The 16,961-nt window shown below is 31.6% G+C and carries 18 protein-coding genes; 17 read left to right on the top strand and 1 reads right to left on the bottom strand.

From position 1 onward, the window contains the following. The first annotated feature begins 5 nt into the window (after positions 1-5). From pssD to KTF99_RS11290, 12 genes are all read left to right on the top strand, one after another. Positions 6-2,468, top strand: a complete 2,463-nt coding sequence (gene pssD, locus KTF99_RS11345) for a PssD/Cps14F family polysaccharide biosynthesis glycosyltransferase (RefSeq protein ID WP_003535336.1) — start codon at positions 6-8, stop codon at positions 2,466-2,468. Then, positions 2,468-2,944, top strand: coding sequence for a PssE/Cps14G family polysaccharide biosynthesis glycosyltransferase (gene pssE, locus KTF99_RS11340; RefSeq protein ID WP_009300456.1), 477 nt, complete (start codon positions 2,468-2,470; stop codon positions 2,942-2,944). Before pssD ends, pssE begins: the two co-directional genes overlap by 1 nt. A 10-nt stretch (positions 2,945-2,954) precedes the next feature. Then, entirely contained in the window at positions 2,955-3,737 is a 783-nt protein-coding gene (locus tag KTF99_RS11335) for a glycosyltransferase (protein ID WP_003535332.1), read from the top strand. Positions 3,738-3,834: 97 nt separating this feature from the next. After that, positions 3,835-4,527, top strand: coding sequence for a hypothetical protein (locus tag KTF99_RS11330; protein WP_008792479.1), 693 nt, complete (start codon positions 3,835-3,837; stop codon positions 4,525-4,527). A 262-nt stretch (positions 4,528-4,789) separates the two neighbouring features. Next, positions 4,790-5,671, top strand: a complete 882-nt coding sequence (locus KTF99_RS11325; protein ID WP_003535328.1) for an LptM family lipoprotein — start codon at positions 4,790-4,792, stop codon at positions 5,669-5,671. A gap of 183 nt (positions 5,672-5,854) precedes the next feature. Beyond that, a complete protein-coding gene (locus KTF99_RS11320) occupies positions 5,855-6,688 on the top strand; it encodes a MurR/RpiR family transcriptional regulator (protein WP_003535326.1) in 834 nt (277 codons plus the stop codon). 107 nt (positions 6,689-6,795) lie between these two features. After that, entirely contained in the window at positions 6,796-7,704 is a 909-nt protein-coding gene (murQ, locus tag KTF99_RS11315) for an N-acetylmuramic acid 6-phosphate etherase (protein ID WP_008792478.1), read from the top strand. 4 nt (positions 7,705-7,708) lie between these two features. Continuing rightward, positions 7,709-8,041: a hypothetical protein gene (locus KTF99_RS11310; RefSeq protein WP_003535322.1), complete on the top strand. Its 333-nt coding sequence runs from the start codon at positions 7,709-7,711 to the stop codon at positions 8,039-8,041. Positions 8,042-8,053: 12 nt separating this feature from the next. Then, positions 8,054-9,406: a PTS sugar transporter subunit IIC gene (locus KTF99_RS11305; RefSeq protein WP_029482026.1), complete on the top strand. Its 1,353-nt coding sequence runs from the start codon at positions 8,054-8,056 to the stop codon at positions 9,404-9,406. Between the two features lie 17 nt (positions 9,407-9,423). Further along, on the top strand, positions 9,424-10,302 hold the full coding sequence (locus tag KTF99_RS11300; RefSeq protein WP_008792477.1) for an N-acetylglucosamine kinase: 879 nt from the start codon (positions 9,424-9,426) through the stop codon (positions 10,300-10,302). A gap of 42 nt (positions 10,303-10,344) precedes the next feature. Beyond that, positions 10,345-11,790, top strand: a complete 1,446-nt coding sequence (locus KTF99_RS11295) for a glycoside hydrolase family 1 protein (RefSeq protein WP_009008471.1) — start codon at positions 10,345-10,347, stop codon at positions 11,788-11,790. Between the two features lie 146 nt (positions 11,791-11,936). Further along, the gene (locus KTF99_RS11290) at positions 11,937-12,887 is read left to right on the top strand and encodes an Ig-like domain-containing protein (RefSeq protein WP_009008472.1); all 951 of its coding nucleotides are present in this window, start codon (positions 11,937-11,939) and stop codon (positions 12,885-12,887) included. 77 nt (positions 12,888-12,964) lie between these two features. Here KTF99_RS11290 and KTF99_RS11285 read toward each other — a convergent pair whose 3' ends face one another. Then, the gene (locus KTF99_RS11285; protein WP_022007376.1) at positions 12,965-13,399 is read right to left on the bottom strand and encodes a hypothetical protein; all 435 of its coding nucleotides are present in this window, start codon (positions 13,397-13,399) and stop codon (positions 12,965-12,967) included. Between the two features lie 120 nt (positions 13,400-13,519). Between KTF99_RS11285 and KTF99_RS11280 the strand changes: the two genes are divergently transcribed. The 5 genes from KTF99_RS11280 to upp all read left to right on the top strand — a co-directional run bounded on the left by KTF99_RS11280 (position 13,520) and on the right by upp (position 16,921). Then, a complete protein-coding gene (locus KTF99_RS11280) occupies positions 13,520-13,819 on the top strand; it encodes an MGMT family protein (protein ID WP_003535310.1) in 300 nt (99 codons plus the stop codon). A gap of 179 nt (positions 13,820-13,998) precedes the next feature. After that, positions 13,999-14,604, top strand: a complete 606-nt coding sequence (locus tag KTF99_RS11275) for an L-threonylcarbamoyladenylate synthase (protein ID WP_008792473.1) — start codon at positions 13,999-14,001, stop codon at positions 14,602-14,604. After that, positions 14,601-15,044, top strand: coding sequence for a ribose 5-phosphate isomerase B (gene rpiB / locus KTF99_RS11270; RefSeq protein ID WP_003535306.1), 444 nt, complete (start codon positions 14,601-14,603; stop codon positions 15,042-15,044). Before KTF99_RS11275 ends, rpiB begins: the two co-directional genes overlap by 4 nt. A gap of 1 nt (position 15,045) precedes the next feature. Beyond that, positions 15,046-16,284, top strand: coding sequence for a serine hydroxymethyltransferase (gene glyA / locus KTF99_RS11265; protein ID WP_003535304.1), 1,239 nt, complete (start codon positions 15,046-15,048; stop codon positions 16,282-16,284). A 13-nt stretch (positions 16,285-16,297) separates the two neighbouring features. Further along, complete coding sequence (gene upp, locus KTF99_RS11260; RefSeq protein ID WP_003535302.1) at positions 16,298-16,921, top strand: uracil phosphoribosyltransferase; 624 nt, start codon at positions 16,298-16,300, stop codon at positions 16,919-16,921. Positions 16,922-16,961: the final 40 nt, after the last annotated feature.

The following is a 16,961-nucleotide window of genomic DNA, read 5'->3' as shown; positions in this document are numbered from 1 at the left end:
ATCAGATGAAAACAGGTATTGTTGTCTTAAACTATAACGATGCAATTGAGACAATTGATTTTGTGGAAAAAATCAGTACTTTTAATGCTGTAGATATTATTTGTGTGGTTGATAATTGCTCAACTGATGATTCAGTAAAACAACTAAAGAAATTGAAAAATATTGAATTAATTGCGTTAGATACCAATGAAGGATATGCTGCTGGTAATAATGCAGGATTAAAGTATCTTTATGAACAAGAGTGCGATAATTATATTATTTCTAATCCTGATATTATTATTGATAAACGAAACCTAATGGATTTTATTGCACATATGAATGCAGATACTAACTATCATTTATTCGGTCCAACTATTGAAGAACAAGGGACAATAAATCGTGGTTGGAAACAAAGAACGATTGCGTATGATATTCATGATAATTATCCTATTGTAAATAGGTTGTTCAAAAATAAGATTAAATATCGAAATTCATATTATAAAGGAGCAACAACTCCTGTAGATTGTATTTCGGGATGTTTTTTTGGAATAAAAAAAGCCTTAATAGATAGAATAGGTTTCTTAGACGAAGGAACGTTTCTTTTCTATGAAGAAGATATTTTATGTGCAAAAGCTAAGAATGCTGGATTGCATGCTTGTGTTTTAAATAATGTTAAGGTGATTCATAATCATTCAATAACAATTGATAAAAATATTAATCATTATCGTAAGCTAAGAGTTTTAAAAGATTCTCAAATGTATTACCATAAAACATGTTTTAAACATTCTGCTCATAAGCTAAAGAGGTTGCAAAGAACCGCTAATTGGGCTTGTAGCTTTGCTCGGCTAAGGACAAAAAAAGATATTATTAGTCAACATAATGGTCCAAAACAAAAAATATCTATATTATCATTACATTTACAGGTTGGAGGAATTGAAAAGGCAATTTGCTCACTTGCTAATATGTTAGTGGATAATTATGATGTTGAAATTATAAATGTATATAAATTGTGTGAGCCATCTTTTTATATTGATGAACGTGTTAATGTTAGCTATTTATCAACAGACTTAAAACCAAATAAAGAAGAATTTAAGTATGCTCTAAAAAATAAGCGATTTATTAAAATAATCAAGGAAGGGTACAAAGCTTTCAGAATAATTTTAAAGAAACGGAGCTTAATTAGGCAATGTGCGAAAGTAAATGATGCTGATATAATTATTTCAAGTACCCTCGCTTTTGATAAAGCATTTTCAAAACATCAGAAAAACAAATTATTAATTGCATGGGAGCATTGTCATCCAGATCGTGATCCAAAATATCCTAAAAAAGTATATCGTGCTGTTAAAAAGTTTGACTTATTTATTCCAGCCTCAAAATCAATCTATGAATTTTATAAAGAATACTTAACAGGACCTCAGTGTATTTATTTACCATTGTGTATCGATGAGATCCCAAGAAATCGTGTTTCTTTAAATACAAATCAGATTACAGTAATGGGACGACTATCCAAAGAAAAAGCCTATGATGATATGTTGAGGGTATTTAAAAAGGTATTGGAGCAAAATCCTGATGCTAAATTGAATATTTTGGGGGATGGTGAAGAAAGAGCTTCATTAAGTATATTGGCTGATCAATTAGCTATTAGTAATTCAGTAATTTTTCATGGAAATACAGTAGGTGAAGCTAAAAATGAGATTATGAATAATACAAGTGTGTTTGTTACAACATCACATTATGAAAGTTTTGGTCTAGTCTTATTGGAGGCAATGAGTTATGGTATTCCATGTGTGTCTTTCGATAGTGCGAAAGGTTCTTTAGATATTATTGAAGATGGGAAAGATGGTTTTATTATTAGAGATCGTAATCTTGATGAGATGGCAAATAAAATAGTTGAACTTTTAAACAAAACAACTAAAACATTGCAAAATAATGCTATAAGAAAAGCTAAACGTTTTTCTTATCAAAATGTAAAAAAGCAGTGGTTAAAAGAATTTAATAATTTCAATATTCACGATTTAAAAACTAGAGTAATTTTTACATCCTCTGCTGGTGGGCATTTTAGTGAGTTGTGTGAATTAAGTGAACTGATGGAGCGGTACAACTCATTTTTGATTACGGAAGATCATGAGATGATGAAGGAGTACAAAAAAACTAATAAATCTCGTTCTTGGTATATGCCAGCAGGAACTAAGGAGCATTTATTTAAGTTTTTGTGTAATTTCCCCATAAATATTTTTAAAAGTTTTAAGGCTTATTTAAAAGTTAAACCAGATGTTATTATTGCAACAGGGGCGCATACGACTGTACCAATCTGTTACATTGCGAAATTATTTGGCAAAAAAGTAATTTTTATCGAAACGTTTGCGAATATCACTACTAAAACTTTATCTGGAAAGCTTGTTTATCCAATTGCAGATTTATTTTTGGTTCAATGGGAAGAAATGTTGGAATTATATCCAAAAGCTAAATATCGAGGAGGTCTAAAATAATGAGAATATTTGTCATGTTTGGAACTCAAGATAAAAGATTTGATCGTCTCTTAAATGCAATTCTTAACTCTAACTTTGTTAATGAGAATGAAGTGTATGTCCAGCTGGGATATACAAAAGGTGATTATTCAGGAATTAATGGTCAAGAGTACTATACTGAAGATGAATTAAATCATCAAATTGAAATTGCGGATTTAATTATTACCCATGCTGGAGTAGGGGCGATAGTATCTGCACTTAAGCTAAAAAAAAGAGTTATTGTTGTACCTCGTCTTGGACAATATAAGGAACAAAATAATGATCATCAAGTACAAATTATGGAGAGGTTTGATAAGCAGGGGTATATTATACCATGTACTGATTTAAGTAAGCTTGACGAAACTGTTAATAATGCTTATAATTTCGAACCGAAAGAATATGTAGCAGATAAGCAGGGAATTATTGATGAAATAACAGATTTTATCAATACCCTTTAGGAGGTAATTTATGCACACTTTTGTGGTTTTAGCTTATAAAGAATCATCATATTTAGAAGAATGTATTAAATCTGTTTTGAATCAAAAATATCCTAGTAAAGTTGTTATAGCAACTTCTACCCCTAATCAATATATTGAAAATATTGCAGATAAATATTCATTAGCTATTAAAGTTAATCCCAATCCTGGAAAAGGAATAGGCTATGATTTTGATTTTGCTGTTTCATGTGGCGAAACAGAACTGACTACTGTTGCTCATCAGGATGATATTTATGATTACGAATATTCTGATTGCATAGTAAAAGCATACCTTAAAAATCCTAATTCGTTAATTGTATTTAGTGATTACTATGAAATTAGGGATAAAGGGAACGTATATAGCAATATTAATTTGAAAATAAAACGAATTCTTTTATTGCCGATGAGAAGTAAAAAGATATCATCCACAAAGTTCGGTAAACGATTATCATTGCGTTTCGGTAATTCAATATGCTGTCCAGCGGTAACTTTTGTTATTGATAATATTAAATCCAAAGATATTTTTAAATGTGACTTTGTTTGTGATGTTGATTGGTTTGCATGGGAAAAGCTGTCATTAAAAGATGGTAAATTTACTTTTGTGAATAATCCGTTAATGGGACATCGTGTTCATGAAGAATCTACGACTACAGAAATCATTAATGATCGAATTAGAACAAAGGAAGATCTAGTAATGTTTCAAAAATTCTGGCCTAAGTTTATATCAAATCTAATTAATAAGTTTTATGTAAAAGCAGAAAATAGCAATAGTTAAGAAAATATAAGATTTAAATTTAAAAAATAGTAGATTAAATCGAAAAAAGTATTTATAATAAAATCTGTATATGTATAAATAAAAAAGGAGAAAGTCTATGCTAAAAAAATTATTAACGGTTGGTTTAGCACTAACAATGATGTTTGCTGTAACAGCGTGTAGTTCTAAGGATTCTGATTCAGACAAACCAAATGATAATAATACTTCTGATAACACAAAACAAGAGAGACCTTTTACGGAATCAAATGGATTAATTAAGTACTTTACTATTAATGATGAAAAGATATGTTTGCCTGAAACAGTCGGCGAGTATGTTAAATATTTAGAAAAAATTGGAACTAAAGTAGAATTGGGTGATACTGGTAAATCAGTTGATGAGGCGCCTAAGGTAGATGCTGGTGGTATTTCATCTATGGTAGCTTACTTAAAAGTTTATTTAGATGATTCTGATTGGCAATGGTTTGGAATTCGTTATAAAAATGATACAGATAAAAAGCAATCAGTTGCGGACTGTAAAGTAACGCAAATTACTTTAGATTATGATACAATTACGGAAGAAGAGAATCATTACGGTATAAAGACAACAGTATTTATTACTAAGGATGACCAAGAAATACCAATGAATGGGAAAACAACAAGTAGTAATTTGTTAAAATGGATTGGTAGCCCGCAACAAAATACAGATGGACATTGGCATTATACAGATGACCAAGGATACAAATATGAGTTTGTTACAGAAAATCAAAAGGGTATTTTAACTAGATTAGCAATAACATATCCAACAAATTAATTCTTATATAAGAGACTTAACTAGAAATAAAGGTTCTTACCCTAAGCCGGATAAGAACTGAAATAAATAGTAAGTCTCTTTTTTTGCTTTAAATAATTATATTTCCCAAATTGATTGAACAAATATTATAACATTGTTTGTTTTACTAAATAAAGCATGCCATAATTATTATGTGATTAGTAGCAGTAAAATTTTATCGATTGGAAGTGATAGTAATAAGATTAAAATAAATTCATAAGTTAAGCAGGGAAAGGGAAAAAATATGAAAAAACTTATAAAAATTTTAATGGTATCAATGATCTGCTTGGGTTTAACAGCTTGTGGTGAAAAGAAAGCAGCTAAAGCAGAAACTACTGATGATGTTGCTAAGATTGCCGAAGATAATGATTTAAATGATGAAGGCTTTGACAATTCAGGTTTGTTTTGGAAATTTAGTTTTGCTGGAATGGAGTTTAGTGTGGCATTTAATGTTGGAGATGATCCAAAGTTCTACTATGTAACTAATACATTAACGCTTGCTAATATTGATCGTATTAAAATAAATCCAGATAAAGATATAGGGAGTCAATGGATATATCTACGACCAGTAAATGGAGAATTTGTTGTAGATGAAGAAGATATTAAAACTTATAATGATAAGGGAAGAAAAGAAGCTTATGAAGCATATCAAAAAAAATTTGAAAAATTGGGATTAACTTCTGAGTTATTAGCTAAATGGACAATAATTCAATTTAACCAAAATACTCGAACTGATTTGATAAAAAATATACAAAAAGATGCTGATACAGTCCTCACGAAAATTAAAGAAAATGGCTATAATTATGAAAAGGATAATAAGGGAAGACAGATAATAAGTTCAACCGAAGCCTATAAGATTGTCATTTCTAATAAAAAATGTATGGTAATTGATGCTGCTTTCGATCTTGAAGCAAAAACTGGATATATGTATCTTCCAGAACAAGGAACTTGTGGTTACTCAATAAATGGGGCAACACAATTTATTTATCAGTATTCTGATAATACATTCTTAAAAGGCGAGCCGACACTTGAACAATATGCTGAAATGAAGAATATAAAAAATTGGTATGATGAATTTTTAAACCAATTCTCCACTAAGACAGAAATCTTACAATTAATTAAATAACCTTTATGTGTCTAAGTTATTTAATCAAAATATTACAATTAGCCATCTATTTTGTTAAATAGATGGTTTTTATTTGAATATAGTAAAATAGAATAAATTAAAACTAAGTTATGAATACTTTGAAAAATCTAGTAATTTTACTAGTGGATTGATATAATTAATTAGAAAGGGGCTAAGATTATTATGAATAGTTATGCTAAAATAAAAGAGGCACAAAGCAGCTATACATCAACTGAAAAGGTTATTGCTAAGTATATTTTGGAAAATGCTGCTGATGTTTTAAAGTGTTCAGCGCAATCTCTGGGGGAGAAAACGGGTACCTCTGCTGCTGCAATTATTAGATTTTCAAAAAAATTAGGTTATAACGGTTTTAGTGAATTGAAAATGAGTTTAGCGCAGTCTAAACGTGCTCCTGAAGAAAAAATAGATTTTATTATTGATGAAAATGACGATATCGTAACTTTAGCTGATAAATGTTGTCGTTTAAATATGAATACTGTTTTAAAGACATACCAGTTGATCGATACTAATCAATTAGACAATGCAATCAAAAAATTGATTGCTGCTAATACAATATATTTATTTGGTGTCGGTGGCTCGGCGATTGTCGCACAAGATGTGGAACAAAAGTTAACAAGAATTGGAAAAAAGGTAATCTATAATAAAGACTTACATGTTCAACTAACATTTAGTGAAAGTATGAATAAAGAGGATGCAGCATTATTTATTAGTTATTCGGGTACTACAAAGGGACTTGTTGAAATTGCTAAAATGATAAAAAACAAAAATGTACCAATTATATCAATTACTCAATTTAAGCCCAATCCACTTTCGAAATTAAGTGATATTATTTTACAAGTTCCTAATGAAGAAAAGGAAATAAGAATGGGAGCTATTTCATCAAGAATCTCATCACTAGTAATGACAGATTTATTATATTATGGTGTATTTAAAAATGATCTAACAGGAAATAAAGATAAGCTTATTGAAACAAAAAGAATTGTTTCTAAAATATAGGCTTTTCTTTTTTTTGTTTATAATGAAATAATATTTTAAATAATTTAACATTTATATTGAAACAATATTTCAATAGATATATAATAAATATGGAAGGAGTGGAATGGATGAAATTAAGTCAATTAGATACAGAACAAATTAACAGCAATTCTTTGCACATTGATGAAATGACAACAGAGGAAATTTTAACGGTTATTAATCAAGAAGATCAAAAAGTAGCAATTGCGGTAAAGGACGTCATACCACAAATTGCAAAAGCTGTTGACTGTATCTATGAAAAAATGTGTATGGGTGGTAGATTGATTTATATGGGTGCCGGAACATCAGGACGTTTAGGGGTGCTAGATGCATCGGAATGCCCGCCAACATATGGAGTTGATCCTACTCTTGTCCAAGGTCTAATCGCTGGTGGTAAGGAAGCATTTACAACCGCAATTGAAGGTGCTGAAGATTCTAAAGAAATAGCAGTTGATGATTTAAAAAAAATAGAACTTAGTCCATTGGATGTTGTTTGTGGAATAGCTGCTTCGGGAAGAACACCATATGTTGTTGGCGCTCTAGCGTATGCGCGCAAACTAGGATGTTCAACAATATCAATATGTTGTGTTAAAAACGGAGCAATATCTCAACATGCCCATTTCCCAATCGAAGCAGTTGTTGGCCCTGAAGTTATTACAGGGTCGACGAGAATGAAGGCTGGTACAGCACAAAAACTAATCCTTAATATGTTATCAACATCTGTAATGATAAAAAAAGGAAAAGTTTATAAAAATTTGATGGTTGATGTACAGCCAACAAATGAAAAACTAAGAATTCGAGCTATAAATATTGTTCAGCAAGCTATTAGTGTTGATGAGGGAACTGCAAAAGAATTATTAATTGAAGCAGATAACAATGTAAAAATAGCAATTTTAAAGGGTCTAACTAATATGAGTAAAGAAGAATGCCTAAAAGCATTGAAAGATAGTGATGAAAATATTAGTCAAACTATAAGAACGATAACTAAAGGAGAATAAGTATATGAATAAGTATGTAGTCAAAAACAATACCAAAAAAGAATATAAAAATATATTTGGCAAAACAGATTATGATATCCCAATGTTTGGATTTAAAAGTGCTTTATTCATTCTAATGACGACTATGTTGTCATTATTGATTTGTATAAACATATTAAATTATTTAAAAATAGATTTTCGTATTCCTAATGCTTTAATTTCTGGTATTGTTTGTGGCTTTAGCGTAGCTTATTCACAATTTTTTATTGAGCGAAAAAAAGGAGTATGCAAAAACTTTTGGATTGTTGGAACTATATTTAGTTTGATTGCTTTTATGGTTATATTCATGATTAAATAGGAGGAAAATAAGATGTTTACAAAAATATCTAATTTGATAGAAGGAAAACTAGCAGGACCACTTGAAAAACTTTCTAATCAAAGACATTTACGGGCTATCCGTGATGGAATTATAGCAACCTTGCCATTAATTATTGTTAGTTCATTATTAATGGTTGTAGCATTTTCATATAATCAAATGCCCGCAGATTGGGGCATTACCCAATTTATTAAAAATAACGCAGTAGCAATTTTATTGCCATATAGAATGTCAATGTATATTATGACGCTATATGCAGTGTTTGGAATAGGTTATTCACTTGCTAAATCATATAATTTGGATGGCTTGAGTGGTGCGATTTTAGCTGAATTAACTTTTTTATTGACAATTGTACCAGTTTCGATGCCAGATATTACAGAGTCAATTAGTGCATTAGCTAGTAAAAATGCCGAATTAAATGCTTTTTTACTAGGTTTGCCTTCAGGCTATGTTATTCCAGCAGAAAATCTTGGTTCGGCGGGAATGTTTATTGGAATTATCTCGGCTTTTATCGGGGTAGAAATTTATCGTTTTACACAAGTTAAAGGTTTGAAAATCTCAATGCCGGCGGCAGTACCCCCTGCAGTAGCAAGATCTTTTGAATCGTTAACTCCTACGGTTATTATTATTTTAGGAGTTTCTACAATTACAATGTGGTTAGGTATCAATGTGCATACTATCGTTGGTAACTTAATCAAGCCATTGATAAATGCAACAGATACCTTACCATCAACATTACTAATCATATTTTTAATTATGTTTTTCTGGTCATTTGGTATTCATGGAGATTCGATTGTTTCTTCGCTAGCAAGACCAATCTGGTTAATTTTATTAGATCAAAATACAGCTGCAATTGCAGCTGGTAAAGCGGCTACTCATATTGGTGTAGAACCATTCTTACAATGGTTTGTTCATATCGGTGGTTCAGGAGCAACATTGGGATTAGCAATACTATTCTGTGTAAAAGCAAAATCTAAATATGGTAAAACATTAGGAAGAACAACGATTTTACCGTCAATATTTAATATCAATGAGCCGATGATTTTTGGGGCTCCAATCGTTTTAAACCCAATGCTACTAATTCCATTTATTATTATTCCGCTAATTTGTGCAACTATTGCCTGGATTGCAACTTCTATGCATTTAGTCAATTGTGCTGTTACAATAGCTCCATGGACATTACCAGGACCAATTGGTGCATACTTGGCTTGCGGTGGTGACTGGCGAGCTGCGGTATTAAATATTATCTTAATTATTATATCAGTGATTATTTATTATCCGTTCTTTAAAATGTACGATAATGAATTATTAGCAGAGGAAAAATCTAAAGAAGCAGTAAGTGCATAGAAAATAGGGAGTTATTTATGTTGTATATCGGTATTGATGGTGGTGGAACTAAAACAAAGATGGCACTCTTTGATGATGCAGGAAGAAAATTAAAAGAAATAATAAAGCCATCAGTACATGTTTTAACACAACCAAGAGAAATATGTATTCAAATTTTAAAAGATGGTGTGATGGAATTAGATGCAAATTTTCAAGCAAAAGTGATTGCAGGGCTGGCTGGATATGGAGAACAAAAAGAAGTTAGAAATAAAATTGCGACTATTTGTAAGGAAGCATTTGGAAATCGAGAATTCTCCTTATACAGTGATGTTAGGATTGCTATTACTGGAGCTTTAGGTGGTGGTGATGGGATTGTAGTTGTAGCTGGAACAGGTTCAATCGCATTATCATCTAAAAATAACCATATTACTAGATGTGGAGGATGGGGCTACCAGCTAGGTGATGAAGGAAGTGCTTATTGGATTGCCAAGCGCATGTTAGCCCTCTATTGCCAACAAGTTGATGGTCGACTAGAAAAGACACAGTTATACTATTTAATTAAAGAAAAATGTAAACTAGAAAATGATTACGATATTATCACTTTTATTAATAAGCTTAATCATGATCGAACATCAATTGCTTCATTAGCAAAACTAAACGGTATAGCAGCTAAAGATAATGATAAATATGCTTTACAAATATATAAAGAGGCAGCTTATGAAATTGCTGTTCTAATTAAAACATTGGCCAAAAACTTTACTTCTCCCTTTAAAGTATCGTATATTGGTGGAGTTTTTGAATATGGAGAAGATTATGTATTAAAGCCATTGAATAATTATCTCCAGCCACTATCATGTCAGCTTGTTGCCCCTTTATACAGTCCAGAATATGGAGCATACTTGTTAGGTAAAAAATAAAGGTGATTTTTATCACCTTTATTTTTAGAAGGAGGAGGACAAATGAATAAAAAAAGAAAAATACTATGGGGTGGAGCTACTGCAAGTAGTCAATATGAAGGTGGCTATAATTTGGGTGGTAAAGGTTTAGATACTCAGGACTGTCGACCTTATTTAAAAAGAACGTCTAATGCTACAACTTCAACAAGGTTATTGACCCAAGATATAATTGATGAAGCAAAATCATGTAAAGAAGTTGGTAATTATCCATTCCGCCAAGGATCAGATGGCTATCATCACATTGATGAAGATATTCAGTTATTGAAAGAATTAGGAATTGATATTTATCGCTTTTCTATCAGCTGGGCAAGATTGTATCCACATGGTGATGAAGAAATGCCAAATGAAGAAGGAATACGTTTTTATGACCATATTTTTAAAAAGGTTCATCAAGCAGGAATGAAGATTTTTCTAACCATGAATCATTATGCTGTACCATTGTATTTAGTTGAAACCTATGGTGGTTGGACAAACAATATCTTAGTCGATTTTTACTTAAGATTCGCTAAAACTGTATTTGAACATTGGGGAGAATATATTGATTATTATTTACCATTCAATGAAATAAATGCTGGTTATTTTAGTCCATATAATGGAGTTGGTTTAGTAAAAGAGAAAGATCGACCATACGATCAAAGTCTAGTATTTCAATCATTGCATCATCAATTCGTTGCTAGTGCTAAGGTTATTGAATTAGGGCATAAAATAAGTTCTCAAAGTCAATCTGGCTGTATGGTAGCTTGTTTTTGTTACTATCCGTTAACACCGCGCCCAGAAGACAATCTTAAAGCAGTGAGAGATGAACAAATTCATCAATGGTTCGCAGTAGATGTTTTGGCTAATGGCTATTATCCTAGTTATATGAATCGTTTTTTTCAAGAAAATAAGATTAATATCATAATAACTGAGGAAGAACGTAAGCTGCTAAGAGATAATACCTGTGATTTTGTAAGCTTTTCATATTATTCTAGTGCCGTCGCAACGGTTGAAGAGAGCAGTGAGCAAACAGCAGGTAACTTAGTTGTTTCAACTAAAAATCCTTATTTGAAAGCAAGTGACTGGGGTTGGCAAATTGATCCAATTGGATTACGAATCATGTTAAATAAAATGTATGATCGCACCCGCAAGCCCGTATTTATTTCTGAAAATGGTTTTGGGGCTCATGATAAGTTTGAAGAAGATGGCTCTATTCATGATCAATATAGAATAGATTATCTAAACCAGCATTTCCAACAAATTGATGAAGCCATCAGAGATGGTGTTGATGTCATTGGCTATATTATGTGGGGAATCATTGATATAGTCTCAGCAGGCAGTTGTGAAATGGAAAAACGTTATGGTGTAATTTATGTTGATGGTGATAATGAGGGTAAAGGAAGTTATCAAAGATATAAGAAAGATAGTTTTGCCTGGTATCAAAATTATATAAAACAGTATAAAAATAATTAAGATAAGAAAGATAGGTTCGTTTCATTAATATCCTATCTTTTTATCTTGTTTTACGTAATAAACCGTATCTTTACGACAAAAATATCGTGAATTTTCATAAGTAATAGTATAATGATTATGTGAATTTATGGGAGAGTAAAGATAAAATGAAGAAAATAAAAGACTATATTTTAGCTCATAAGATCAAGGTAACGATCATAATTATTATTTTATTAGGTATTATTGGTGCATTGGGGAAAGAGCAACCGAAATTAATACTTAAACAGAATACTGTTAATCTAGAATATGGAGAAAATTTTAATTATTTAGATTATGTTGATAAGAATAAATTTGATGAAGAAGATATTTCATATAGCTGTGATGGTTTTGATGAAGATAATCCAGCAGTAGGTAAATATACTATCACTTATAAATATGGTAATAGTAAAAAGAAATTAACGCTTAATATCAAAGATACGACAGCACCGCAATTAATCCAAACAAAAGAAATTGATATTATCGAAAATGATGAAATAGATTATCGTGATTATTTAGAAATAAAAGAACTATCAAAATATGAGCTTGAAATTGATGATAGTGGTGTAAGTTATTTAGCAGCTGGAAATTATAATGCTAGTATTAAGGCAAGTGATAAATACGGAAATACATCTACCTTGATCATGCCAGTAAGTATTAAGGCATTAGAATTAGAGCTTTCAACTACTACATTAAATCTAGAAGAAAATCAAAATAATACTATAAATATAAAAACAAATAGTACTCAACCGGTAGTTTATACATCTAGTGATGAAACGATTGCGACAGTTGATCAAAGTGGAAATATTAAAGCATTAAAATCAGGAACGGTAAAAATAACAGCAGCAATTAAAAATAAATCAGTTACATGTAATGTGACCGTAAAAGGAAAACCGGTAGAAACATCCTCTATTCGAACGCCTGTGGCAGATGATAATATTTCTACAACTGTTTATATTACTAAGACAGGAGACTGCTATCATTCAAGTGGTTGTGGCTATTTATCACGTAGTAAAATAGCTATCTCAAAATCTACTGCAATAAATACAGGATATCGCCCTTGCAGTAGATGTCATCCATAGTGTAAAATGATCTCATGAAAGTGAGATCGTTTTATATTTTAAAAATAATAAAAGACACTTAAAAAGTGTCTTTCAGACTATGAATTTAAAGATTTTCCTTTATCTTCATGGACTTGAAGGGCATAGTTTACTAGATCATCTATAGATAAATCTAATTTTTTTAATATTTTTTTAGCTTCCTTTTGGGCACTTTCACTAATAATATTATCATCATTTTTGTCGACATAGATAAAACCAATAATCGTTTTATCGATATTACTATTATCGGCAGGTAAGACAATATATGAAATAGAAGTAACAACCTTCTTTTCTAAATAAGCACAAAATTGAATGCGGTCTTTATCCTTTTCTGTCTTAGTAATATTTACAGCTGTGAAATCATCGGTTAAATAAGAAATATCATATCCAGCATCTTGAAGCTTTTTAGTTACTTTACTCATGGCATCATTAGTGCAGCCAATCATTAAAAAGCATAATCCGATTATTAATAAAGATTTTTTAAACTGTTTCATAAATCTCCTTTCCCAAGCTAATAAAATAATTATACAAAAAAGTATAATAAAATACAAAAAAATAAATTTTTTTGCATTTTTTCGATAATTAGATAAAATAAAAATATAGGAGGTGATTATATGGATGAGGATTTAATTTTTCAAGTATTAGCAATCGTGTCTGAAATACCTTGGGGGAAAGTTGCCAGCTATAAACAAATAGCATCGTTGGCAGGACGACCCAAGAATGCGCGATTAGTGGGAAAAATTTTAAGTCATGCTTCTATGTATGGAGATTATCCATGTCATCGAGTTGTAAATAGCGCAGGAAGACTTGTACCTGAATGGTACGAACAACGTGATTTACTTTTAGAAGAAGATGTATGTTTTAAAGATAATGGCAATGTTGATATGAAAAAATGTAAATGGCAGTTAGATTAGATCTAATTGTTTTTTTGTAAGAAATTGTCTTATCAAACTATAAAAATGAAGGAAATTAGCAATGTTAAGATAATGTAAAGATGTTTTTTTTAAAAAACTTTTTTTGTCGTGAAAATATCTACGAAATATCTACAAATTTTCAATTATTTATTGTATAATGGGGCAAATGAGGTGATTCCATGAATACAGTTTCAGTCGAAAAAAATGCCATTGAAGAAGTCGCTAAGTTAGTTAGCGATAGTCGAGTTGTGGCTTTTCCAACTGAGACTGTTTTTGGGTTAGGAGTTAAGTTTGGCTCACATCAGGCATTGGATGCACTATATGAATTAAAGCACCGCGATAAAGGAAAAGCAATTTCTATGATGATTAGTAAGGCAGAGGATATTGAAAAATATGCTTATGTTGATGAAACTGCAAAAAAACTTATTGCGGCTTTTATGCCGGGAATGATCACTATCATTTTAAAGAAACGCCCACATATTGATGATTATTTTACGGCTTCACTAGATACTATTGGAATCAGGATACCAGATGATCCATTTGTTTTATCATTATTAGATAAAACAGGACCAATGTTAGTAACTAGCGCCAATCTTTCTGGAGAAAATAGTCTTGTTGACGACAAAGCAGTAATGAAAGTATTTCATGGAAAGATTCCTTTAATTGTTAAAGGTGAAAGCATCAGTAAGAAGGCAAGTACAATTGTTGACTTAAGTAAGGGTAAAGTGGAAATATTAAGATTAGGTGATATTTCTAAGGAACAAATAGCGGAGGTAATTGAATGAAAATTGCAATGGCTTGTGACCATGGTGGCTTAAGACTAAAAAATGTTTTAAAAGATTATTTAGAAGCTAATGGTTACATAGTAGAAGATTTCGGAACATACAGCGAAGATAGTTGTGATTATCCTGATTATGCAGGAAAAGCAGCTAAAGCGGTTGCTAGTGGATCGTGCGATAGAGGGGTTGTCGTATGTGGAACTGGTATCGGTGTAAGTATTACTGCTAATAAAGTGAAAGGAATTCGCTGTGCGTTATGCCACGATGTATTTAGCGCCAAAGCAACTCGAGCACATAATGATACTAACATGATTGCTATGGGGCAACGAGTTATTGGTGAAGGTTTAGCTTTAGAAATTTTAACAGCCTGGTTAGAAGGCAAATATGAAGGTGGTCGACATGACCAGCGGATTGCAAAAATGATGGCTTACGAGGGGGAAGAGTAAAATGAAAGACATCGCAGTATTTGAAAGTGTAGAGAGAGAATTAAATCGTCAAAGAAACAATATTGAGTTAATTGCTTCTGAAAACTTTGTTTCACCAGAAATCTTAGAATTGGCAGGAACTGTATTAACTAATAAATATGCAGAAGGTTATCCAGGAAAAAGATATTATGGTGGATGTAAATTTGTTGATGAAGTGGAAACACTAGCTAAAGAAAGACTATGTAAGATTTATGGTGCTGAGTATGCTAATGTTCAGCCTCATAGTGGAGCGCAAGCAAACACAGCGGTATATATGGCGTTATTAAATCATGGTGATAAGGTATTAGGAATGTCTCTTGCTGATGGTGGACATTTAACACATGGACATCCATTAAATTATTCAGGAATCAATTATGAATTCCACAGTTACGGGGTAACTAAAGAAACTGAAACTATTGATTATGAAGATTTTAAGAAAAAATGCCAAGAGGTCAAACCAAAATTAGTAGTAGCTGGTGCTAGTGCATATTCTAGAACGATTGATTTTGAATACATGGCAAAATGCGCGCATGAAGTTGGGGCGATGTTTATGGTTGATATGGCACATATCGCAGGGTTAGTGGCAGCGGGACTGCATCCATCACCATTTCCTCATGCTGATATTGTAACAACAACGACTCACAAAACTTTACGTGGACCTCGTGGTGGGGTAATTATGTGTAAAGAAAAATATGCAGCTGATATTGATCGTGCGGTGTTCCCAGGAATGCAAGGTGGTCCATTGATGCATATTATTGCTGCTAAAGCCGCTTGTTTTTATGAAGCAATGCAACCAGAATTTAAAGAATATGCAGCTCAAGTAATTAAAAATGCTAAAGCATTAGAAACAGCATTAAAAGAAGAGGGATTCAGATTAGTTGCTGACGGAACTGATAATCATCTGATTTTAATTGATGTAAAAGCAAGTTGCGGTATTTCAGGTAAAAAAGCAGAACGTTTATTAGATGAAATTAATATTACTGCAAATAAAAATGCTATCCCATTTGATACAGAAAAACCATTTAAAGCAAGTGGTATTCGGGTTGGGACCCCTGCAATGACTACTAAAGGATTTACAGAAGAAGATTTTAGAGAAGTAGGTAAGATTATTGCTTATCGCTTAAAAAATGAAGAAACTGATGAAATCAAAGAAGAATGCTTAAAGAGAGTTAGAGCATTAACTGATAAAGTAGAAATGTATCATGATATAAAATACATTTAAGGAGTGAATTTATATGGCAACGACCATCCTCAATCATGCATTAATTGATCATAAATTAACGATTATGCGTGATAAAGATACGAAAACAATCGTATTTAAAGATAACCTAGACGAAATTGCAATGTTAATGGCTTATGAGGTAACTAAAGAATTACCATTAGTTGATAAGGAAATCGTCACACCAATTTGTCCAATGATTGGAAAAGAATTGAAAAAACAAATTATTCTTGTTCCAATCTTAAGAGCGGGGATTGGTTTAGTCGATGGTTTTAGAAGAATTATACCGACTGCTAAGATTGGTCATATAGGAATGGCTCGGAACGAGGAAACTTTAATTCCCGAAGAGTATTATGCTAAATTTCCTAGTGGTTTAGAAGATTCTATCGTAATCATTGTTGATCCGATGTTAGCAACTGGTGGTAGTGCTAGTGCAGCGATTACAAATATTAAAGCCCGTGGTGCTAAAGATATTCGTTTAGTCTGTTTAGTAGGTGCCCCTGAAGGTGTTAAAGTAATTGAAGAAGATCATCCTGATGTTGAATTGATTTTAGCGACGCTTGATGAGAAACTTAATGAAAAAGGCTATATTGTGCCTGGTTTAGGTGATGCCGGTGATCGTTTATTTGGTACTGATTAATATTTGAGATACTTCAAAAGTGGTTAAAACGTCTAATTAT

The organism is Erysipelatoclostridium sp. MSK.7.34 (assembly GCF_019041935.1).
Lineage (GTDB): Bacteria > Bacillota_I > Bacilli_A > Erysipelotrichales > Coprobacillaceae > Thomasclavelia > Thomasclavelia ramosa.
This window is presented reverse-complemented; position numbering and strand designations above follow the sequence as displayed.